The following is a 21,374-nucleotide window of genomic DNA, read 5'->3' on the forward strand; positions in this document are numbered from 1 at the left end:
TTCTACAGGTCGGCGGGGGCGGCCAGCCGGCCGACCACGGCGGTGGCGGCGGCGACCGGCGGGGACACCAAATGGGTACGCCCGCCCCGGCCCTGGCGGCCCTCGAAGTTGCGGTTGGAGGTCGAGGCGGAGCGCTCGCCCGGCTTCAGCGTGTCGGGGTTCATGCCGAGGCACATGGAGCAGCCGGCGAACCGCCACTCGGCGCCGGCGTCGGTGAAGACCTGGTCCAGCCCCTCGATCTCGGCCGCCTCGCGGACCGCGGCGGAGCCGGGAACCACGAGCATGCGGACGCCGTCGGCGACCCGGCGCCCCCGCAACACCTCGGCGGCGGCCCGCAGGTCCTCCAGCCGGCCGTTGGTGCAGGAGCCGACGAAGACCACGTCCACCGCGAGGTCGCGCAGCGGCGTGCCCGGGGTGAGGTCCATGTACTCCAGCGCCCGGCGGGCGGCCACCCGCTCCGGTTCGGTGACGAACTCCTCCGGGTCCGGCACGGTCGCGCCCAGCGGCACGCCCTGACCCGGGTTGGTGCCCCAGGTGACGAACGGGGTGATCCGGCCGGCGTCCAGCGTCACCTCGGTGTCGAACGTCGCGCCCTCGTCGGTGGGCAGCGTCCGCCAGTACTCGAGCGCCGCGTCCCAGTCGGCGCCCTGGGGCGCGTGGGGACGCCCCTTCAGGTACGCGAACGTGGTCTCGTCCGGCGCGATCATGCCGGCCTTGGCACCCCACTCGATGGACATGTTCGCGATGGTCATCCGCGCCTCCATGGAGAGGTCCCGGATCACCTCGCCCCGGTACTCCACGATGTGGCCGCGACCGCCGCCGGTGCCCACCTGGGCGATCAGCGCGAGCACCAGGTCCTTGGCGGTGACGCCGGGGGCCAGTTCGCCGACGACGTCGACCGCCATCGTCCTCGGCCGGGCCTGGGGCAGCGTCTGGGTGGCCAGCACGTGCTCGACCTCGCTGGTGCCGATGCCGAACGCGAGCGCGCCGAACGCGCCGTGGGTGGCGGTGTGCGAGTCACCGCAGACGATCGTCATGCCCGGCTGGGTGAGACCGAGCTGCGGGCCGATGACGTGCACGATGCCCTGGTTCTCGTCGCCCAGCGGGTGCAGTCGCACGCCGAACTCGGCGCAGTTGCGGCGCAGCGTCTCGATCTGGGTGCGGGAGGTGGGGTCCGCGATCGTGAGCAGGTCGCCGCGCCGGGCCCGGAACGCCGGGTCGTCGTACCCGGTAGGGGTGTTGTGATCCTCGGTCGCGATGGTCAGATCGGTCCGGCGGACACCGCGACCGGCCAGGCGCAGGCCGTCGAACGCCTGCGGGCTGGTCACCTCGTGCAGCAGGTGCAGGTCGATGAAGAGCAGGTCCGGCTCGCCGGCGGCGGAGCGGACCACGTGTGCGTCCCAGACCTTCTCGGCCAGGGTCCTCGGTTGAGTGACTCCCACCATCTGGACATCCTAAATTCTGGGAGGTAAATTTCGGCTTGTGGGACACAGTATGAGCGGTGTCGGCGTTCTCGACAAGGCGGTGGTCATCCTGGCCGCCTGTGTCGACGGCGCCAGCCTGGCCGAACTCGTTGAACGCACCAAGCTGCCCCGGGCCACCGCGCACCGGCTGGCACAGGCGCTGGAGATCCACCGGATGCTGGTCCGGGACACCCAGGGCCGATGGCGGCCCGGGCCACGCCTGGGCGAGCTGGCGAACGCGGCGCCGGACGTGCTGCTCACCGCCGCCGAGCCGCTGCTCGCCGCGCTGCGCGACGCCACCGGCGAGAGCGCCCAGCTCTACCTGCGCCGCGCCGACGAGCGGATCTGCGTGGCCGCCGCCGAACGCGCCAGCGGCCTTCGGGACACCGTCCCGGTCGGCTCGGTGCTGCCGATGGTCGCCGGCTCGGCGGCGCAGATCCTGCTCGCCTGGGAGCCGCCGGAGGCGGTGATGCCGCTGCTCCCCCGCTCCAAGTTCACCGGCCGCACGCTCGCCGAGGTGCGCCGGCGCGGCTGGGCCCAGAGCGTGGCCGAGCGGGAGGCGGGTGTGGCGAGCGTCTCCGCGCCGATCCGCGACCGCACCGGCCGGGTGATCGCCGCGATCAGCATCTCCGGCCCGATCGAGCGCCTCGGCCGCCGCCCCGGCGAACGCCACGCCATGGCCGTCGTCCGAGCCGGCCAACGCCTCTCCGGCCTCTGACCCACCCACCCCCCGACCTCCGCCGCGAGGAGGCGGGGAGGGTGGTGGAATGGCGAACGGCCCGTCTCGCGGGAGCGAGACGGGCCGTTCGGCGAACGTAGCCCCGACCGGATTCGAACCGGCGCTACCGCCTTGAGAGGGCGGCGTCCTGGGCCGCTAGACGACGGGGCCAGGCACTTTTCCTGCTTCACCACCCTCGCGGGCGGTGCGGGAGTAGTCTAGCGGCACCGCATCCGGCACCGCTGCGGGGGGTCACCCCCCGACACGAGGCCCGAACAGCAGAACAGCCCGCCCCGGAAAACGGGACGGGCTGACGGTGCTGTAGCCCCGACCGGATTCGAACCGGCGCTACCGCCTTGAGAGGGCGGCGTCCTGGGCCGCTAGACGACGGGGCCAGAACCTTCGTGCACTCCGGCAGTGGCACCTGCCGAAATCCAGCGACCGGGGATTCTCACGAACCCACGGTTGCGCTGGGGTACCAGGACTCGAACCTAGACTAACTGAACCAGAATCAGTCGGGCTGCCAATTACCCCATACCCCATTGGCCCCTTGCGGCGCCGGGAATGAACTTTACCCTCCCGCTGCCGGCAGGCCAAATCCAACCCCCCGAACCGCACCTGACCTGCGGAAACGAGGCATCGGACGGCTCAGGCGACCGGGACCACCGGGTTGCTGAGTTCCCCGATCCCCTCGATCCGCACGGTGACCGTATCCCCCTCGGTGAGCGGGCTAACCCCCGCCGGGGTGCCGGTGAGCACCACGTCGCCGGGCAGCAGCGTCATCACGTGCGAGATGTACGACACCAGACCCGGCACGTCGAACACCATGTCCTTGGTGCGGCCGAGCTGGCGCACCTCCATCTCCTCCGGATCGCGTCCCACCTCGCAGCGGATCTCCAGGTCGCGGACGTCCAGTCCGGTGGTGATCCACGGCCCGATCGGGCAGAACGAGTCGAAGCCCTTGGCCCGGGTCCACTGGCCGTCGGACCGCTGGAGGTCCCGCGCGGTGACGTCGTTGGCGCAGGTGTAGCCGAAGATGGCCCGCTCGGCGGCGGCCCGGTCGGCCCGCCGCGCGCCGGGGGCGCCGATCACCACGGCGAGTTCCGCCTCGTGCTCCACCTGCTTGGCGAAGATCGGCAGCCGGATGGCGTCCCGCGGGCCGATCACCGAGGTGGACGGCTTGAGGAAGAGCAGCGGCTCCTTCGGCACCTCGCTGCCGTGCTCGGCGGCGTGCTCGGCGTAGTTGCGACCGACGCAGACCACCTTGCTCGGCAGGATCGGCGACAGCAGCCGGACGTCGGAGAGCGCCCAGCGGGCGCCGGAGAACTGGATCTGCCCGAACGGGTGGCCCTCGATCTCGGCGATGGTCAGGCCCTGCGGCCCGGCCTCCGGCTCGCCTTCGACGACCCCGAACGACATTCCCTTGGCATGAGCGAAACGAGCGATACGCACCGGGCCAATCTATCCCGCTCCGACCGGCCGGCCGCCGCACACCGGCAGGTGATCCCGGCCTCGGCGGGTGCGCCAGGGTACGCCGACTCCGGCCGGACAGGGTGGGAATGCCGGCTTCGTACCCGCCCGGCGGGCCCCGCCCCATAGCTTCGGGTCCGGAGGTTCGTTGGTATGCCTGCATCGAGACGACACCACAGGACCCTGGCCGTGCTGGTGAACTGCCTCGGCGTGCTCGCCGCCGTGCCGGCGCTGCCCCCGGCGGCGCCCCGGGCGGCCGCCGCGCCGGCCCAGCCGGCCCCACCACCGGTCGTGGCCGCCGTGCCCGCCCGCCCGGTAGCGGCCGCCACCCCGATCCCGACCGGGGTGCCGGCGGTGCCCCCGGCGGTGCCGACCACCGGCCCGGCGCCGGTGCGGCCGTCGATGCCGCCGGTCAGCGTGGCCGTCGGTGCGGCCGGCACCCCGGCGCCGGGCTACCGGATCGAGGTCCGCAACGCCGGTACGGCACCGGTGGAGACGATGGTCCGGCAGGAGTTGCCGAGCGGCTCCCGGGCCACCGCGGTCACCGGCGGCGGGCAACGTACCGGCCCGATCGGGGCGACCGCCGGCGAGGTGACCTGGCGGCTGTGGCTGCCGGCGCGGAGCACCACCACACTGCACACCGCGCTCGCGGTGAGCGGTCCCGACCGGGCGGTGTCGGCGCCCACCTGCGTCTACGGCACCGACGGCACCCGCCCGTACGACTGCGCCACGGCGACCTGGGTGGGTGCCGCCACGGCTCCGACGGCGCAGGTGGCGGCCACTCCGGCCTGGCGCCGCCCGCCGGTGCTGCTGGCCGTGCTCGCCGCGTTGCTGGTGGTGACCGGCGGGGCGCTCTGGTGGGCGGCGCGGCGCCGACGGCGGGGCGCTCCGGCGCCGACGGGCGTCGCCCGGTCCGGCGCGGGCCCGACCGCCCCGCTGTCCACCGCCGGACCCGGCGGCGGGACGGCGGGCGGCCCCGGAGTGGGCGGCCCGGCGGACCGGGGCACGGTCTACCCGCGCCCGGCGCTGCCCGCGCCCGCCTCGCGGCGTCGCCGGCCACCGGTCTGGCTGACGGTCGGCGTGGCGGCGGCGGTGCTGGCCGGCGTGGTCGGCGCGGCGGCGTGGACCGCCACGCAGCGGGTCGCCGCGATGGACACCACCAAGCAGCCGACCAGCGGCGCCTGGGTGGGCAGCACGGTCAGCGGAGGGCTGGGCGTGCCGCTGCGGGAGACCGCGTTCGAGTTCACCGTCTACCGGATGAGCTGCGGCGCGGGTGTGGTGCCGGCAGCGCCGGGCGGCGGGCGGCCCTGCCTGGCCACGATCGGCGTGCGCAACGTCACGTCGGAGCAGCAGACCTGGCACGGGCAGTTGCAGCGCGCGTACCTGCCGAGCGGCAACTGGGTGGCCGCGGACGAGGACGCGACCCGGGTGGCGAACCTGGGCCGGGATGTGTTCGCCGAACCGGTGGCCGCCGGGCGGCGGGTGCTGCTGCCGCTGGTGTTCACCGTGCACGGGGCCGAGCCACCGCGGCAGTTGGAGCTGCGCAGCGGCGTGTTCTCCGCCGGCGTGCGGGTGAACGTGGACTGATCGGGGGTCGGGCGGCGGTGCGTACCCTGGGTGCGTGACCGCCGCCCTCGCCCCCGCCGCCGTGCTCGACGCGGCCGACTGGCGGGCCCGCCGGCGCGACCACGAGGACCGGGTCGACGCCTGGCTGGCGCCGCACCTGGCCCGCCGCCGCACCGGCGTGCGGCACCCGGTCGAGGACTTCCTCTTCACCTACTACTCGCACCGGCCGGCCCAGCTGCGCCGCTGGCACCCGGGCGCGGGCGTGGCGCTGCGCGACGCCGACCCGGCCGGGTTCGGCCCGGACTACACCGCCGGCGCCGCCGGGCTCACCCTCGACACCGTCCGGGTACGCGCCCGGCGCGCCGACTCGATCGCCTGGATCCGGACGCTGCTGGCGGCGACCGCCGCCCGCCCGGCGCACCTCGGCTGCTTCGGCATGCACGAGTGGGCGATGGTCTACCGGCAGACCCAGGAGCAGGTGCGGCACAACGCCTGGCCGCTGCGGCTCAGCCCGGAGGCGACCGCGGCGGTGGTCGAGGAGCGCGGCGTGCGGTGCAGCCACTTCGACGCGTTCCGCTTCTTCACCGCGCCGGCCCGGCCGCTCAACGTGCTCCAGCCGACCCGGGAGCGCCAGCACGCGCTGGAGCAGCCGGGCTGCCTGCACGCCAACATGGATCTCTACAAGTGGTCCTACAAGCTCTCCCCGCTGGTGCCCTCGGAACTCGTGGCCGACTGCTTCGCGTTGGCGCGGGAGATCCGGACGCTGGACATGCGGGCCAGCCCGTACGACCTGGCCGACCTGGGCCACCCGCCGGTGCGGGTGGAGACGCCGGAGGGCCGGGCCGAGTACGCCGCCGCCCAGCGCGGGTTCGCCGAACGCGCCGCCGGCCTGCGGGCCCGGCTGCTGGCCGCGCTGGACCGTGCCGTCCCGGCCGAGCCGGCCTGAGATCCGCTCGTCCGGCGGTCGCGACGCACCCTCAGGTGCCGGGGCGGCGCCGGCCACGCGCCGGGCGTGTCGCGCGATCGGCGTGTCGCGCGCTGGGGGCAGCACCGCTGGGAGCCCGTATACCTCTCGGTCATATTTATGACCGAGAGGTATACGGACGCAACGCGATGCCCTTCCCCTCGCCGTCACGCCACGTGATCAGCGAGGCGAACCACGCCCCTCAGCCGAGGGTGCAGACCGGCAGCGGCGGCGGGTTCGGGACGGCGCCGTCGGCCAGCAGGCCGAACGTGGCCTCGGTGCCCGGGGCCAGCGCGCCGTTCCAGGTCACGCTCCGGGCGGTCACCGCGGTCCCGCCCTGCGCCAACTGGGCGTTCCAGGTCTGGGTGATCCGCTGGCCGCCGGCGAGCGAGAAGCGGACCACCCAGTAGGGGATCGGCACGGCGCCGGTGTTGCGGACCGTCACCTCGGCCTGGAAGCCGCCCGGCCACTGACCGGCGATGCGCCAGGTGGCCGTGCAGTTGCCGACCGTCGGCGTCGGCGACGGGCTGTCGGTCGGGTGCGTGGGGCCGGTGGGCGTCGGGGTCGGGGTCGGCGACGCGGTGGGCGTCGGGGTGCTCCGGCGCAGCGCGGCGGTCAGCGCCGGGTACCACCGGTCGGACATCTTCTGGTCACCGGCGGCGTTGGGGTGCACCCCGTCGTACGTGTCGGTGGTGGTGCTGAAGCCGGTCCACTGGTCCACCACCACGATCGGCGACGCGGCGGTGGTCTTCCCCGCCGCCCAGCCGTCGATGGCGGCGTTGAGCGCGACGGTCCGCTGCCCGCACTCCGGGCAGCTCGCCGGGTTCATCGGGATGATCTTCGCGACCAGCACGGTGGTGGCCGGGTTGGCGGCCCGCATCTGGTCCACCAGCTTCGAGTACGCGGCCAGGATGGTGGCCGGCGCGATATTGCTCCACACGTCGTTGGTGCCGAGGTGCATGAGCACCACGTCCGGGTGGGTGGCGGCCAGCCAGCCGGGCAGCAGGTTCTGGTTCGCGATGTTCGTCGCCAGGTAGCCGCCGTGCCCCTCGTTGTCGCCGTCGTAGGACACGCCGCAGCCCTGCGGGCCGAGCGTGCCGACGAAGTCGACGTCGGTGTAGCCGGTGGACTGGAGGCGGTTCCAGAGCACGGCCCGCCAGCATCCGGGCGATCCGGTGATGGAGTCGCCGAGCGGCATGACCCGGATCGGGGCGGCGGCCGCGGCGACGGCCGGCGGGGTGACGGAGACGAGGGTGAGGCCGAGGACGAGGACGGGCAACAGCGCGGCGACCGCGGTCAGCACGGCGCGCAGGCGGGTTCGGGACATGCGTACGGGACTCCTGTCACGTGACGATGGTCGGTGACGGCCCTGACGCTCCCGTACGCATTGAAGCGCTTCGAAGCCCGAGACTCAACCCCCGGACGGCGCTCAGTCGCCGTCCACCCGGCGGTCGCGCTTGCGCTGGGACTGCCGCTTCTTCTCGGCCAGCCGGCGCTCCTTCGCGCCCCGGGACGGGCGGGTCGGCCGGCGCGGCTTGGGCGGCGGGGCGACCGCCTCGCGCAGCAGCGCGGCCATCCGCTCCCGGGCCGCCTCCCGGTTGGCGAGTTGGGCGCGGTGCTCGCTGGCCGTCACCGTCAGCACGCCGTCGACCAGCCGGCCGGCGAGCCGACCCAGGGCCCGTTCCCGCAGCGCGGGCGGCACGCTGGGCGAGCCGGCCAGGTCGAAGCTCAGCTCGACCCGGGAGTCGGTGGTGTTGACGCCCTGCCCGCCCGGCCCGGACGACCGGGAGAACCGCTCCCGCAGCTCGGCGGCGGGCACCACGAGCCGGTCGGTCACCCGCAGTCCGTCGTCCACGCCCCGAGGCTAGCGCCCCGGGCGGTGACTCGGCGTCGGGGTTCCGGTTGCGCCGCGCGCCCGGCCCGGTCAGCCGCCCCGGCCGATGATCGTGTCGGCGGTCTGCTGCACCTGGTCGATCGGGATGGCGAACCCGATGCCGATCGAGCCGTTCCCGTCGATGGTGGCGATGGCGGTGTTCACGCCGACCACCTCACCGCGCGCGTTCACCAGCGGCCCGCCGGAGTTGCCCGGGTTGATGGAGGCGTCGGTCTGCACCGCGGTGTGCCGGCCGTTGCCGATCCGGACCTGCCGGTTGAGCGCGCTGACGATACCGGCGGTGACCGTGCCGGAGAGCCCGAGCGGCGACCCCACCGCGAGCACCGGCTCACCCACCCGGGTCCCGTTCGGCTTCGCCAGCGGCAGCGGCGGCAGCCCGGCCGACGCGGGCACCTTGAGCACCGCCAGGTCGCTGTCCGGCGCCCGGCCCACCACCTCGGCGGCGAACCGACGCCCGTCCGACGTCTCCACCGTCACCGGGCCGGCGCCGCCGCGCGCCAGGATGTGGTCGTTGGTGACGATGTGCTGCTCGTTGTCGATGGCGAAGCCGGAGCCGGACGCCCCCGCGCCGGACCTCCCCGCCACCATCACCGACACCACCCCGGGCACCGTCTTGCCGGCGGCGGTGACCAGCTCGGCCGGCACCGGCGCGGCGGAGGCGGCGGACGGGCCGGGCGCGCCCCGGTCGGCCGCCCAGGTGCCGGCCGCCGCGCCGGAGACGGTGGACAACGCCACCACCACCGCCGCGCTCAGCAGCCGGCGCTGCCAGCTCCGTCGTCCCGCCGGCCACTCCGATCCGGGTACGCCGTCGTGGCCGCGCCCGTCCGGGTCCAGCTCCGGCGAGACGAACCACGGGCCGCGTGGCTCGCCGAGTCCGGTCTGCACTGCCATGCCTGGCTCCTCACGTGTCGTGCGTCGTCCGGTCCGGGTGTGCGGGTCAGGGCAGCCGGGAGAACCACCGCAGCGAGCCGGCGGCGGCGCCCATGGCCAGGACCAGCCCGAACCCGATGAAGCGGGCCGAGACGTCCTGCCGTTCCGTGCGGTAGCCGACCGAGGTGCCGATGTCCTCGTAGACGTCCTTCAGCTCGCGGCTGGTCGACGCCTCGTGGAAGCCGCCGCCGGTCTCCTCGGCGACCGCCTTGAGCGTCTGCCCGTCCACCGGCACCTGGATCGCCCGGCCACCCCGGTCGACCGACCCGCCGGGCGTGCCGAACGAGATGGTGTGCACCGGCACCTTGGCGGCCACCGCCTGATCCGCGGCTTCCATCGGATCCATCCCGGAGGTGTTCGCACCGTCGGAGAGGATGATGATCCGGGCCGGCGGCGGGTTCTTCGCGGCGGTGGAGTCCAGGCTCTTCACCGCGCCGAGCGAGGTGCTGATCGCCTCGCCGATGGCGGTGCCCTGCACCCCGGTGATCCCCTCGGCGAGCCGCTGGATCCCCTCGTGCAGCGCCTCCCGGTCGGTGCTCGGCGGCACCAGCACCGCCGCGCTGCCGGCGAACGCGACCAGACCGACGTTGAACTCGTCCGGCAGCCCGTCGACGAACTTCCGGCCGGCCTCCTTGGCCGCGGTCAGCCGGTCCGGGTCCACGTCACCGGCGAGCATCGAGGTGGAGACGTCCACCGCGACCATCACGGTGGCCCGCTCCCGCGGCACCCGCACCTCCGCCTCGGGCCGGGCGAACCCGACCACCAGCAACGCCAGCATGGCGAGGAAGAGCCCCGCCGGGACGTGCCGACGCCAGGCGGGCCGGCGCGGCGCGACCCGGTCCAGCAGGCGCAGGTTGGTGAAACGGACCGCGTACCGGCTCTGCCGGCGCTGGAGGACCAGGTAGCCGGCGACCAGCGCGGCGACCGCGAGCAGCAGCCAGAGACGGGCGGGCGACTGCCAGCTCATGCCGCACCTCCCCGGGCGGCGGCCGGCGCGGTGGCCAGCCGGCGCTGCTCGTGCACGTGCCGGACCACGTCCGCGCACCAGTCGCGGTCGGTGCGCAGCGCCAGGTGGGTGGCGCCGGCCCGACGCAGCGCCCGGCGTACCTGGTCGCGCTGGGCGGCGGCGGCGTGCGCGTACCGCTCGCGCAGCGCCGGGTCGCCGGTCCACACCTCGCGGTGCCGGCCGCTCTCCGGGTCGACCAGGGTGACCAGCCCGACGTCGGGCAGCTCCAGCTCGCGCGGGTCGGTCACCTCCACGGCGAGCACCTGGTGCCGGACCGCCAGCCGGCGCAGCGCGGTCGCCCAGGGCGGGGGCGCGTCCGGGTCGTCCGGCAGGTCGTCGAGGAAGTCGGAGACCACCACCACCAACCCGCGCGAGGTGGCGACGCGCTGCACCCCGGCCAGGCCGTCGGCCAGGCCCGGCGCCGCGGCGTCGGGACCGCCGTCGGCCCGGCTGGCCGCGCGCGCGTCCGGCCGTTCACCGGTACGCGGGGCGCCGAGCAACGCGCGGAGCAGCCCGAGCAGGTGGGTACGCCCGCTGCGGGCCGGGAACCGGCGCAGCCCGTCCGGGGCGAGCACCTGGGCGCCGAGCCGGTTGCCCACGCCGGCGGTGAGGAAGCCGACGCAGGCCACCGCCGCCACCGCCAGTTCGCGTTTGTCCAGGGTGGAGGTGCCGTACTCCATGCTGGGGCTGGCGTCGACCAGCAGCCAGGTGGTCAGCTCCCGGTCGGCGTCGACCTCGCGTACGTGCGGGACGGTGGTCCGGGCGGTGACCGCCCAGTCCATCCGGCGGACCTCGTCCTCGCCGGGGCGGTACTCGCGACTGCCGGCCGCCTCGCTGCCGGGCCCGGGCAGCAGGCCCCGGTACCGGCCGTGCAGCAGGCCGTCGAGCCGCCGGGTCACGGTCAGCTCCAACCGGCGCAGCCGCTGGTCCGGAGCGAGGTCGGCGAGGCCGGGACCGGCCGGCGCGGGAGCGGGCCGGCGGGTCACGCCGCCGCCAGGTCCGGCAGCGCCGGCGCGGGACCGGTCACGAGTCGGGGCGGGGGCACCGCCTCGACCAGCCGGCGCACCAGTTCCTCGCCGGTGACCCCGTCGGCCACCGCGTCGAAGGAGAGCACCAGCCGGTGCGCCAGCACGTCCACCGCCAGGTCCCGGATGTCCTCGGGGAGCACGTAGTCCCGGCCGTGGATCAGCGCGTGCGCGCGGGCGGCGGCGACCAGGCCGAGCGTGGCCCGGGGGCTGGCCCCGTACGCCAGCAGCGGCGCGACGTCCGGCAGGCCGAAGCGGCAGGGGTCCCGGGTGGCGAGGATGAGCCGGACCACGTACTCGGCGAGCGCGTGGTGGACGAAGATGTCGGCGGCGCGGCGTTGGAGTTCGCGCAGCCGGACCGGGTCCAGCACCGGGCGCGCGGTGGGCCGCTCGGTGCTCATCCGGTAGAGGATGGCCAGCTCGTCGGCGTCGCTCGGGTAGTCGACCACGACCTTCATGAGGAACCGGTCGCGCTGCGCCTCGGGCAGTTGGTAGACACCCTCCGACTCGATCGGGTTCTGGGTGGCCAGCACCAGGAACGGGTCGGGCACCGGCCAGCTCCGCCCGGCGATGGAGACCTGCCGCTCGGCCATCGCCTCGAGCAGCGCGGACTGCACCTTGGCCGGGGCGCGGTTGATCTCGTCGGCGAGCACCAGGTTCGCCATGATGGGCCCCAGCTCCACGTCGAACGCCTCGGTGGAGGCCCGGTAGATCCGGGTGCCGACGATGTCCGACGGGACCAGGTCGGGCGTGAACTGGATCCGGGAGAACGTGCCGCCGACCACTGTGGCGAGTGTCTGCGCGGCCAGCGTCTTGGCCACCCCCGGCACGCCCTCCAGCAGGCAGTGGCCGTTGGCGATGAGCGCGGTGAGCAGGCGGTCGACGAGCCGATCCTGCCCGACGATCACGCGTTTGACCTCGAAGAGGGTCTGGTCCAGCTCGACGCCGCTCGCGTCCGCATCGACCGGGCTGGGCACGCTGGCCAGGGTGTCCGAGATGTCCGTCACGGTGCTTGCTTCCCGGGCCGGGCGCGCCACAAACGTCGGATTATCGTGCCCAGGCCGGCCCGTGCCGGGCCGGACCGGGAGGACCTCCCCGATCGGGCGGCAACGGCGCGAACCGGCGTCCGGAGCGCCGGACCGGGACGGAACACGACACCGGCCCCCGCCGTGGCGGGGGCCGGTGTCCGGCGGGGCGGGTCAGTTCGCGACCACGAGGTGGAACGGCCGGGGCGAGTAGACGCCGAGGGAGTTGCGGGTCTGCACGAAGACCGCGTTCGGCGTGAGCAGCCGCGGCGCGACGGACACCTCACCGGCCGGCGGGACGTTGGCCGAGTCGTTGGTGCCGACGGTCGCCACGTACGCCTTCTGGCTCACGTCGTAGTCGAGCAGCACCTGGAACTGCCCCGGCAGCACGCCCGGCCCGGGCGGGAACCGGAACGCGGACACCACGTTGCCGGAGTGCTGGAGCAGCACCCCCGTGGACGACACCACGGCCCAGGCGACCTGCCCGGGAGCCGGTGGGGCCAGCGTGGCCCGCATGGCGGAGCGGGCGGCCTGCTGCTCGGCCGGGCTGACCACCGGCTGCTGCCCGGCGGACTGGGTGGGCTGGCCGGCCTTCGACTCCGGCTGGGCGGCGACCGCGATCCCGCCACCGGCCACGGTGAGGGCGAGCGCGGCGAGCGCCACCACCGTCGCCTTTCGCTTGAAGAATGTAGCCATGACTGATCTCCCTTTTTGACCGTGGTGATGAAACGGCGCGAGCAATTGCGGGCCATCGGGTTCCCGCATCGGAGAGCACGGCCGCTGAGCTGGCCTTACACGGAGCTTTGGATGTCTCGACCAGGTGGAACCTAACACCGGGAAATGGGGCGGTCAATAGCGTTAATCGCGTGTCCGACACCCGCCGAAAACCGGCAGCAAATTGTGAGAAGGCAGCGCTCGACCATTCACGAAATTGCTTCACGGGACACCGTTCCACCCCGGCCACCGGTAGCCTCACCGGGTGATCACGATGGACGCTCCCCCGCGCGGCGGCACCCGACGCGGCCGGTGGGCGACGGCGGTGTGCTGGCTGGCGGTCGCGCCGGTGGCCGCCTGGGCGGCGCTGCGGCTGGCCGGGCTGGAACGCGGCCCGCTGGTGCTGACCACGGCCTTCACGCCGTACGTCGCCGCGGTGGCGCCGGCCGTCGCGGTGCTGGCGCTCGCGCTGCGGCGCCGCGCGCCCGCGGTGGTCGCGGCGCTCGCCACGCTGGCGCTGGTCGGCGCCGTGGCACCCCGGGCGGTCGCCGACGACCAGCCGCCGGCCGACGGCCCCGCGCTGCGGCTGCTCACCGCGAACCTGCGGCTGGGCTCGGCCGACCCGGCGGCGCTGGTGGCCCTGGTCCGCGCACACCGGGTGGACGTGCTCACCGTGCAGGAGCTCACCCCGCAGCTCGCCGCCGACCTGGACCGGCTCGGCCTGGCCACGCTGCTGCCGTACCGGTCGCTGAGCCCCGAGGTGGGCTCCACCGGCTCCGGCCTCTACAGCCGCCATCCGCTGCACGACCCCGGCCACCGACGTCATCGGCGATATTTCCTCACCCAGGCGTACGCCACGCTGACGGTGCCGGGCGCGCCGCCGCTGCGGGTGGAGTCGGCGCACCCGGGCGCGCCGTACATCCTCGACGCGGTGCCGCAATGGTGGACCGACCAGCGGGCCCAGCCGCCGGCCACCCCGACCGGCGGCCTGAGCGTGCTGGCCGGGGACTTCAACGCCACCCTGGACCACGCCACCGTGCGCCGCCTGATCGCGACCGGCTACACCGACGCCGCCGACGCGGTAGGGGCCGGGCTCGCCGGCACGTGGGGCCCGTACGACGGGGACCCGATCCCGCCGGTCACCATCGACCACGTGCTTGTCGACCGGCGCATCGCGGTCCGCGCCGTCGACGTCTGGCCGGTGCCGGGCAGCGACCACCGGGCGGTGCTGGCCGAGCTGCGCCTGCCGGCGGCGTGAACGCGGACCGGGTACGCCACCTCAGGCGTTCAGCCGGGCCCCCGCCTTGTCGAGACCGTAGGTGAGCGCGTCGACAAGCGCGTGCCAGCTCGCCTCCACCACGTTGGGGTGCACGCCGACGGTGGTCCAGTCCCGGCCCGCGCCGGCGGTCTCCACCAGCACCCGGGTCACCGCGCCGGTGCCGTGGCTGCCCTCCAGGATCCGCACCTTGTAGTCGGCCAGCTCGAACTCCCGCAGCTCCGGGTAGTGCCGGGCCAGCCCGACCCGCAGCGCCTCGTCGAGCGCGTTGACCGGGCCGTTGCCCTCGGCGGTGGCGATCACCCGCTCACCGCGTACCCGGATCTTGACGGTCGCCTCGGAGACCACCGCGCCGTCCTCGCGGTGCTCGACCAGCACCCGGTACGACTCCAACGCGAACGGCCGGGCCGGCGCGGCGTCCGGCAGCTCGGAGCGGACCAGCAGCTCGAACGAGGCGTCGGCGGCCTCGAACGACCAGCCGCCGGCCTCCAGCTCCTTGACCCGGCCGGTGACCCGGGAGAGCGCGTCCGGATGGCCGGCCAGGTCCAGACCCAGCTCCCGACTCTTGAGCTCGATGCTGGCCCGGCCGGCCATCTCGGTCACCAGGATCCGCATGTCGTTGCCCACCACTGCGGGGTCCACGTGGTTGTAGAGCAACGGGTCGACCTTGATCGCGCTCGCGTGCAGCCCCGCCTTGTGGGCGAAGGCGGCGGCCCCGACGTAGGCCTGGTGGGTGTCGGGGGCGATGTTGGCGATCTCGGCGATGGCGTGCGAGACCCGCACCATCTGTTCCAGGCAGCCGTCCGGTAGGACGGGCATGCCGAGCTTGAGCTGGAGGTTGGCGACGATCGCGAACAGGTCCGCGTTGCCGGGGCGCTCGCCGTACCCGTTGGCGGTGCCCTGCACGTGCCGGACGCCGGCCTCGACCGCGGCGATCGTGTTCGCCACCGCGCAGGCGGTGTCGTTCTGGGCGTGCATGCCCATCCGCTCCGGCGCCACGCCGGTCCGCGCGACCAGGTCCTCGATCGCGGCGGTGACCTGGGAGGGCAGCATGCCGCCGTTGGTGTCGCAGAGCACGAACCGCTCGGCGCCGGCGGCCGTTGCGGCCTCGACCACGGCGGCGGTGTAGCCCGGGTCGTGGCGGTGGCCGTCGAACGTGTGCTCCCCGTCGACGAACACCCGCCGGCCCTGCCCCACCAGGTACGTGACGGTGTCCCGGATCATCGCCAGGTTCTCCTCGGCGGTGGTGCGCAACGCCCGCTCGACGTGCCGCAGGTCCGCCTTGGCGACCAGCGCCACGGCCGGGGTCTCGGCGTCGAGTAGCGCGCGCACCTGCGGGTCGTCCTCGACCGCCAGGCCGGCCTTGCGGGTGGCGCCGAACGCGACCAGGACGGCGTGCCGCAGCTCCAGCTCCGTGCGGGCCCGGCGGAAGAACTCGGTGTCCTTCGGCACCGCGCCCGGCCAGCCGCCCTCGATGAAGCCGACCCCGAGGTCGTCGAGCAGGCGGGCCACCGCCAGCTTGTCGACCACCGAGTAGCTGAGCCCTTCACGCTGGGCGCCGTCGCGCAGCGTCGTGTCGTACACCTGGAAGGTCATCGGAGTCCTCTTCTCGTGCCTGGGGAGAGCAACAAAAAGACCCCCCGCGAATGCGGGAGGTCGGCGCGCTCGGCGAGGGGGAAGCCGGCGCGCTAGCTGCTAATGATCAGGACGGAGCTGGTCACGACCGGTACTCTGCCACCTCCGCCGCCTTCTGGGAGGCGTAATCCACATTCCGGGACACCGCGTCGCCGGGTTGGCACCCCGACCGGGTGGGTAACTCCGGCGGGGACAGCGTCGCTGCGACGGCCACCGCCGTCGGGACGGGAGTGGGCAGATGGAGAGACTCGATCCGCACGCCACGCACGGCGGCATCGAACCGGTCGTCGACGACGGCGCCGGCACGGTCGCCGGTGGCGCCCCGGCCGGCGCGTTCGACCCGTGGCGTTACCGCGACGAGGCCGGCGTGGCCAGCGCCGACCTGACCGGTTACCACGTCGAGGCCACCGACGGCGGCATCGGGAAGATCGACCGCGCGAGCCACGTGGTCGACGACAGCTACCTGGTGGTCGACACCGGTCCGTGGATCTTCGGCAAGAAGGTGATGCTCCCGGCCGGGACCGTCAACCACGTCGACCACGACGCGCGCACGGTCCACGTCGACCGGGAGAAGGACCAGATCAAGGCCGCCCCCGAGTACGACGAGGCCAGCCACGCCGAGCCGGCGTACCGGGACCGGCTCGGCGGCTACTACGGCGAGAACCACTCGGCGCTGCCGCCGGACGTGCCGCCCCGGAGCTGACCGCTACCGACGGCCGGCGGGGGGGCACCGGAGCCCGCCGCCGGCCGTTACCGTGTCAGGGATGGACGCCCCGGAGACTCCCTTTCCCGTGTTGTTCAACTTCCGCGACGTCGGCGGCCACCCCGCCCGCGACGGGCGCACCGTCCGGCGTGGCCGGCTCTACCGCTCCGACTCGCTGCACCGCATCGACGAGACCGACCGGGCCGCGTTCACCGCGCTCGGCATCCGCACGGTGATCGACCTGCGCCGCCCCAGCGAGGTGGAACGCGACGGCCGGGTGCCCGCCTACGACGGGCTGGCATACCGGCACATCCACCCCGAGCACGAGGACTGGGCCGCCCAGCAGTTCGAGTCCTCCGGCGTCAGCCTGGCCCGCTACCTCGCCGACCGGTACGCCGACCTGGCCCGCACCGGCACCGCGGGGCTGGCCGAGGCGGTCGGCCTGATCGCCGACAGCGCCAACGCACCGGTGGTCGTGCACTGCGTCGCCGGCAAGGACCGCACCGGCATCGTCTGCGCGCTCACGCTGGCCGTGCTCGGCGTGGCGGACGACGACATCGTCGCTGACTACGCGCTCAGCACCGCCGCGTCCGAACGGTTCAGCGCCTGGGTGCGGGCCACCCTGCCGGACGCGGAGGAGCCGCCACCGCCGTTCCTGGGCTCCCCCGCCGAGGCGATGGAGCTGTTCCTCGCCGAGCTGCGGGCCGGCCACGGCTCGGTCGAGGGCTACCTGACCCACGCCGGCGTCACCGAGGCCCAGCTGGAAGCCCTCCGCGCCCACCTACTGAGCTGACGGCATGGGCTCGGCCGGCCGGGCCGGTGCCCGGCCGGCCGACGCCGCGCCGCACGACGACGGACGTCAGAGGACGCGGGTGACCCAACCGTGGGGGTCGGCGGCGCGGCCACGCTGGATGTCGACCAGCTTCTGCCGCAACGCCATGGAGGTGCGGCCCGGCTCGCCGCCACCGATGAGGAACTCACCGTCCGGGAAGCGCACGCCGCCGATCGGGGTGATCACGGCGGCGGTGCCGCAGGCGAAGACCTCGCGCAGCCGTCCGCTGGCCGCGTCCGCCTGCCAGTCGGCGAAGCTGACCGGGCTCTCCCGGACCGTGTGCCCGGCCTCGGCGGCCAGCGTCAGCACCGCGTCGCGGGTGATGCCCGGCAGGATCGTGCCGCTCAGCGGCGGGGTGACCACCGTGCCGTCGTCGTAGACGAAGAAGACGTTCATGCCGCCCAGCTCGTCGACGAACCGCCGCTCGACCGCGTCCAGGAAGACCACCTGGTCGCAGCCGGCCTCGATCGCCTCGGCCTGGGCCGCCAGCGAGGTGGCGTAGTTGCCGCCGCACTTGGCCGCGCCGGTGCCGCCGGGCGCGGCCCGGGTGTAGTCCGGCGAGACCCAGACCGTCACCGGCTTCACCCCGCCGGCGAAGTAGGCGCCGGCCGGCGACGCGATGACGCAGTAGAGGTATTCGTTGGCCGGGCGCACCCCGAGGAAGACCTCGCTGGCGAACATGAACGGCCGCAGGTAGAGGCTGCCGTCCTCGTGCTCCGGGATCCACTCCTGGTCGATCTCGACCAGCCGGCGCAGCGACTCCACGAACGTCTCCGGCGGCAGCTCCGGCATGGCCAGCCGCCGGGCGGACGCCACGAACCGGGCCGCGTTGGCCTCCGGCCGGAACATGGTCACCGACCCGTCGCCGCCGCGGTAGGCCTTCAGGCCCTCGAAGATCTCCTGCGCGTAGTGCAGCACCGCGGCGGCCGGGTCCATCGGGATCGGGGCGCGGGCCTCGACCCGGGCGTCGTACCAGCCCTTGCCCTCGGCGTAGCGGATGGTGACCATGTGGTCGGTGAACACCCGGCCGAAGCCCGGGTTCGCCAGCAGGGCGGCCCGGTCGGCGGCGGATACCGGCGCGGGATTCGGACGGATCTCGAAATCGAGCATGTCACCACCGCTCATCGCGCTGACCTCCCTGCGGGTCCACGGCGTGCGGGGTCGCACACCGACGTCACTGGTGCCAGAAACTTACCCCGAACGGTCGTTCAGCGGATAGCTCCGCCCCGGCACATCGACGATGCCAATTGGGGGGAGCCGGCCCGGAAACGGGTCTGGCGGCCCGGTTCCGGGCCGCCAGGAGGATCGGCCCGGTCAGGCTACCGCGTGCCCGGCGAGCCGGTCGCCGACCTCGTCGGTGCGCAGCGGAGCCCCGGGCGTACGCCCGGCCAGCTCGGTGCCGACCGCGGCGGTCACCCGGGCGGCGGCGTCGGCGTGGCCGAGCTGGTCGAGCAGCAGCGCGGCGGAGAGCACGGCGGCCACCGGGTCGGCGACGCCCTTGCCGGCGATGTCCGGCGCGGAGCCGTGCACCGGCTCGAACATCGACGGGTAACGCCCCTCCGGGTTGATGCAGCCGCTGGCGGCCAGCCCGATGCCGCCGGTCACCGCCGCGGCGATGTCGGTGAGGATGTCACCGAAGAGGTTGTCGGTCACCACCACGTCGTACCGGGACGGGTTCGTCACCAGGAACATCGCGGCGGCGTCGACGTGCTGGTATTCCGTGGCCACGTCGGGGTGCTCGGCGGCCACCTCGGCGAAGGCCCGCGACCACAGCGAGCCGGCATGGGTGAGCACGTTGGTCTTGTGCATCAGCGTGACCTTGCGCCGCTCCCGCCGACCGGCCCGGGCGAACGCGTCCCGGATCACCCGCTCGACACCGTGCCGGGTGTTCAGGCTCTCCTCGGTGGCCACCTCGGCCGGGGTGCCCCGGTGCAGGCTGCCGCCGGCGCCCGCGTACAGCCCCTCGGTGCCCTCGCGGACCACCACGAGGTCCACCTCGCCGGGCTTGACGGCGGCCAGCGGGCCGGTCACGCCGGGCCAGAGCCGGGACGGGCGGAGGTTCACGTACTGGTCGAAGGCGAAGCGGAGCTTGAGCAGCAGGCCGCGCTCCAGCACGCCGGGCGGCACGGTCGGGTCGCCGACGGCCCCGAGCAGGATGGCGTCGTGGCCGGCCAGCTCGTCGAGGACGCTGTCGGGGAGCACCTCGCCGGTGCGGTGCCAGCGCGCGGCGCCCAGGTCGTACTCGGTGGCCTCGATGCCGGGCAGCACGGCGTCGAGGACCTTGCGGGCCTGCCCGACCACCTCGGGACCGATGCCGTCGCCGGCCACCACCGCGATGCGTGCCACCTGGCGCTCCTCACCTCGTCGTTCTGCGCAACGGTACGTCGCCGTCCCGCCTCCCGGTACGAGTCTTCCATCATTCGGGAAACCCGATGCACAGGAGGCTCCCAGCCGGCATTCATGGTGCCGTCATCTCCACTGCTTAGGGTCGGGTCGACCGGGTCGACGGGCGCCCGGGACGGCATCGCCGCGGCGCGGCGGCGGCCAGCGAGGGGGCGGGTGTCATGCGGATCGACCAGCGGCGGGCACACTGGGCGGACGAACAACCCCGGACCCGCTGGGTCGACCAGTCCGCGTTCCGCCAGCCCCGTCCCGACCTGCGCCTCGGCGCCCGCAGTCACCGGGTGGAACGGGACGGCGGCGCCCCCTACGACCGGATCAGCGTCCGGCACACCGTCAGCACCTCCACCGCGGAGTACACGCTGCTGCTCAACGCGCCCGACTGGTTCGGCCACCGGGGCGTCGGCGAGGCGCTCCGGGACGCCGTCGCCGAACTGCGCGCCGTCGACCTCACCTACGGCCCGAACCAGCCGGACAGCCTGGTGTCACGGCTGCGGCGCGACGAGATCAGCCCCGACTCGTACCCCCCGCTGGCCGACCTGGTGGACCGCTGCGCCGCCATGCGGGCGGCGACCGACGGGTGGTTCGACGCCTGGGCGGTGCCGGGCGGCTTCGACCCGGGCGGCCTGCTCGGCGGCTGGGCGGTGGAGCGGGCCGCGGCGCGGTTGCGCGCCGCCGGCATCCACGACTACGCCGTGCTCAGCGGTGCCGACCTGACGGTACGCGGCCACGCCGCGCACGGCGGCCCGTGGCGGGTCGCGGTGCACCACCCGACCGAGGCCCGCCGGCCGCCGCTGGTGCTGGAGATGACCGCGGGCGCGGTCGGCACCTCCGGGGTCACCGGTCGGCGGGGGCACGTCGTCGACCCGCACACCGGTGAGCCGACCGAACGGCTCGTCGCCGCCACAGTGGTGGGCCCGGACCTGGCGATCGCCGACGCCTACGCCACCGCCCTGTACGCCGCCGGCCCGGCCGGCCTGGCCTGGTTCCGCGACGGCTCGGACTATCGCGCGCTCTTCGCGCACCACCGCCGCTGACGCGCGGTCGCGCCCCGCTCGCATCCGGGGCGTGGGACCGCGATCGGCCCCCGCGGTCTCGGCAACGACCGTGGGGGCCGGTCAGCGACGAGTGCGCGTGGCTCGCGCAATCGAGGGGTGCGGGCCGGCGGGCCGGACGCCCGACCACGCCACCCGAAGACGGGTCGGGAAATCGACTCAGCCGGAAACCGCACCGGTACGCTAGCGAATCGACGCAACTCGACGCAAGAGTCTCCACAGCGGACTCCGCCGCGCGGCTGTCGACAATCGGCAGGTGAACCCGCGCGGTGGGGCAGAAGTGACGTGGGCCGCCTCAGATGGCACGCTGTCCGCCGTGAGTTTCGATCTGAGCGTGTGGGCCCTGCCGAACGGGGCGACACCGGAGCAGGTGCGAGCCGCCGTGCGGCAGTGCCGCGAGGGATGGCACGGCGAGCAGCACCCCGACCCGCGCGTGGTCGGCTTCTACCGGGCGATCACGGCGAGCTATCCCGACCGGCCGGCCCGACCCGGCACGCCGTGGGAGGTCGCACCGCTGCACGCGGCGGCCGACCACGTCGAGATGAACCTGCATCCCACCTGCCCGGACCAGGTCCTGCTGGACATCGAGCGGCTGGCCGGCGAGCACGACCTGATGCTCTTCGACGCGCAGGACGGCTCGGTCTACCCACCGCCGGCCCGCGTCCGGTCCTGACCGACGCGACCGGCGTCCGGTCCTG

Annotated in this window: 20 protein-coding genes and 3 tRNA genes; 8 read left to right on the forward strand and 15 right to left on the reverse strand. The window is 74.4% G+C overall.

The genetic code is table 11. From position 1 onward, the window contains the following. Positions 1-2: 2 nt before the first annotated feature. Positions 3-1,445, reverse strand: a complete 1,443-nt coding sequence (gene leuC, locus ACH495_RS17040; RefSeq protein ID WP_396858676.1) for a 3-isopropylmalate dehydratase large subunit — start codon at positions 1,443-1,445, stop codon at positions 3-5. Positions 1,446-1,494: 49 nt separating this feature from the next. Between leuC and ACH495_RS17045 the strand changes: the two genes are divergently transcribed. Further along, positions 1,495-2,181 (forward strand): IclR family transcriptional regulator, encoded by a 687-nt coding sequence (locus ACH495_RS17045; protein WP_091084913.1) that lies wholly within the window; start codon positions 1,495-1,497, stop codon positions 2,179-2,181. 98 nt (positions 2,182-2,279) lie between these two features. Here the strand turns inward: ACH495_RS17045 and ACH495_RS17050 are convergent. From ACH495_RS17050 to ACH495_RS17065, 4 genes are all read right to left on the reverse strand, one after another. Then, positions 2,280-2,352 (reverse strand) — tRNA-Glu (locus tag ACH495_RS17050). Positions 2,353-2,503: 151 nt separating this feature from the next. Beyond that, positions 2,504-2,576 (reverse strand) — tRNA-Glu (locus ACH495_RS17055). A gap of 75 nt (positions 2,577-2,651) precedes the next feature. Beyond that, positions 2,652-2,723: transfer RNA gene (locus tag ACH495_RS17060), tRNA-Gln, on the reverse strand. Positions 2,724-2,829: 106 nt separating this feature from the next. Further along, the gene (locus tag ACH495_RS17065; protein WP_396858677.1) at positions 2,830-3,633 is read right to left on the reverse strand and encodes a fumarylacetoacetate hydrolase family protein; all 804 of its coding nucleotides are present in this window, start codon (positions 3,631-3,633) and stop codon (positions 2,830-2,832) included. 171 nt (positions 3,634-3,804) lie between these two features. Between ACH495_RS17065 and ACH495_RS17070 the strand changes: the two genes are divergently transcribed. Then, the gene (locus tag ACH495_RS17070) at positions 3,805-5,238 is read left to right on the forward strand and encodes a hypothetical protein (protein WP_396858678.1); all 1,434 of its coding nucleotides are present in this window, start codon (positions 3,805-3,807) and stop codon (positions 5,236-5,238) included. 34 nt (positions 5,239-5,272) lie between these two features. Continuing rightward, on the forward strand, positions 5,273-6,163 hold the full coding sequence (locus tag ACH495_RS17075) for a 3-methyladenine DNA glycosylase (protein ID WP_396858679.1): 891 nt from the start codon (positions 5,273-5,275) through the stop codon (positions 6,161-6,163). Between the two features lie 220 nt (positions 6,164-6,383). Here ACH495_RS17075 and ACH495_RS17080 read toward each other — a convergent pair whose 3' ends face one another. The 7 genes from ACH495_RS17080 to ACH495_RS17110 form a co-directional block, all read right to left on the reverse strand. Beyond that, positions 6,384-7,508: a cellulose binding domain-containing protein gene (locus tag ACH495_RS17080; protein ID WP_396858680.1), complete on the reverse strand. Its 1,125-nt coding sequence runs from the start codon at positions 7,506-7,508 to the stop codon at positions 6,384-6,386. Between the two features lie 102 nt (positions 7,509-7,610). Continuing rightward, on the reverse strand, positions 7,611-8,036 hold the full coding sequence (arfB, locus tag ACH495_RS17085; RefSeq protein WP_396858681.1) for an alternative ribosome rescue aminoacyl-tRNA hydrolase ArfB: 426 nt from the start codon (positions 8,034-8,036) through the stop codon (positions 7,611-7,613). 69 nt (positions 8,037-8,105) lie between these two features. After that, a complete protein-coding gene (locus tag ACH495_RS17090) occupies positions 8,106-8,966 on the reverse strand; it encodes a S1C family serine protease (protein ID WP_396858682.1) in 861 nt (286 codons plus the stop codon). 46 nt (positions 8,967-9,012) lie between these two features. Then, a complete protein-coding gene (locus ACH495_RS17095) occupies positions 9,013-9,972 on the reverse strand; it encodes a VWA domain-containing protein (protein ID WP_396858683.1) in 960 nt (319 codons plus the stop codon). Further along, positions 9,969-10,997: a DUF58 domain-containing protein gene (locus ACH495_RS17100; RefSeq protein ID WP_396858684.1), complete on the reverse strand. Its 1,029-nt coding sequence runs from the start codon at positions 10,995-10,997 to the stop codon at positions 9,969-9,971. Before ACH495_RS17100 ends, ACH495_RS17095 begins: the two co-directional genes overlap by 4 nt. Next, a complete protein-coding gene (locus ACH495_RS17105; protein WP_396858685.1) occupies positions 10,994-12,043 on the reverse strand; it encodes an AAA family ATPase in 1,050 nt (349 codons plus the stop codon). Before ACH495_RS17105 ends, ACH495_RS17100 begins: the two co-directional genes overlap by 4 nt. Positions 12,044-12,235: 192 nt before the next feature. Further along, a complete protein-coding gene (locus tag ACH495_RS17110) occupies positions 12,236-12,757 on the reverse strand; it encodes a hypothetical protein (protein ID WP_396858686.1) in 522 nt (173 codons plus the stop codon). A gap of 292 nt (positions 12,758-13,049) precedes the next feature. Between ACH495_RS17110 and ACH495_RS17115 the strand changes: the two genes are divergently transcribed. Next, positions 13,050-14,033, forward strand: a complete 984-nt coding sequence (locus ACH495_RS17115) for an endonuclease/exonuclease/phosphatase family protein (RefSeq protein ID WP_396858997.1) — start codon at positions 13,050-13,052, stop codon at positions 14,031-14,033. Positions 14,034-14,054: 21 nt separating this feature from the next. Here the strand turns inward: ACH495_RS17115 and cimA are convergent, their stop codons facing one another. Continuing rightward, positions 14,055-15,647 (reverse strand): citramalate synthase, encoded by a 1,593-nt coding sequence (gene cimA / locus ACH495_RS17120; protein ID WP_396858687.1) that lies wholly within the window; start codon positions 15,645-15,647, stop codon positions 14,055-14,057. 277 nt (positions 15,648-15,924) lie between these two features. On the opposite strand from cimA, the gene ACH495_RS17125 reads away from it, so the two are divergent. Both ACH495_RS17125 and ACH495_RS17130 read left to right on the forward strand, forming a co-directional pair. Beyond that, entirely contained in the window at positions 15,925-16,389 is a 465-nt protein-coding gene (locus tag ACH495_RS17125; RefSeq protein ID WP_396858688.1) for a PRC-barrel domain containing protein, read from the forward strand. Between the two features lie 61 nt (positions 16,390-16,450). After that, entirely contained in the window at positions 16,451-17,182 is a 732-nt protein-coding gene (locus ACH495_RS17130; RefSeq protein ID WP_396858689.1) for a tyrosine-protein phosphatase, read from the forward strand. 66 nt (positions 17,183-17,248) lie between these two features. Here the strand turns inward: ACH495_RS17130 and ACH495_RS17135 are convergent, their stop codons facing one another. Together ACH495_RS17135 and ACH495_RS17140 are read right to left on the reverse strand one after the other, a co-directional pair. Continuing rightward, positions 17,249-18,346, reverse strand: coding sequence for a branched-chain amino acid aminotransferase (locus tag ACH495_RS17135; RefSeq protein WP_396858690.1), 1,098 nt, complete (start codon positions 18,344-18,346; stop codon positions 17,249-17,251). Between the two features lie 189 nt (positions 18,347-18,535). Further along, positions 18,536-19,567 (reverse strand): 3-isopropylmalate dehydrogenase, encoded by a 1,032-nt coding sequence (locus tag ACH495_RS17140; RefSeq protein ID WP_396858691.1) that lies wholly within the window; start codon positions 19,565-19,567, stop codon positions 18,536-18,538. A gap of 218 nt (positions 19,568-19,785) precedes the next feature. Between ACH495_RS17140 and ACH495_RS17145 the strand changes: the two genes are divergently transcribed. Both ACH495_RS17145 and ACH495_RS17150 read left to right on the forward strand, forming a co-directional pair. Then, entirely contained in the window at positions 19,786-20,658 is an 873-nt protein-coding gene (locus ACH495_RS17145; RefSeq protein ID WP_396858692.1) for an FAD:protein FMN transferase, read from the forward strand. 334 nt (positions 20,659-20,992) lie between these two features. Continuing rightward, a complete protein-coding gene (locus tag ACH495_RS17150) occupies positions 20,993-21,349 on the forward strand; it encodes a hypothetical protein (protein ID WP_396858693.1) in 357 nt (118 codons plus the stop codon). Positions 21,350-21,374 lie beyond the last annotated feature (25 nt).

This window comes from Micromonospora sp. NPDC018662, from assembly GCF_044391475.1.
Lineage (GTDB): Bacteria > Actinomycetota > Actinomycetes > Mycobacteriales > Micromonosporaceae > Micromonospora.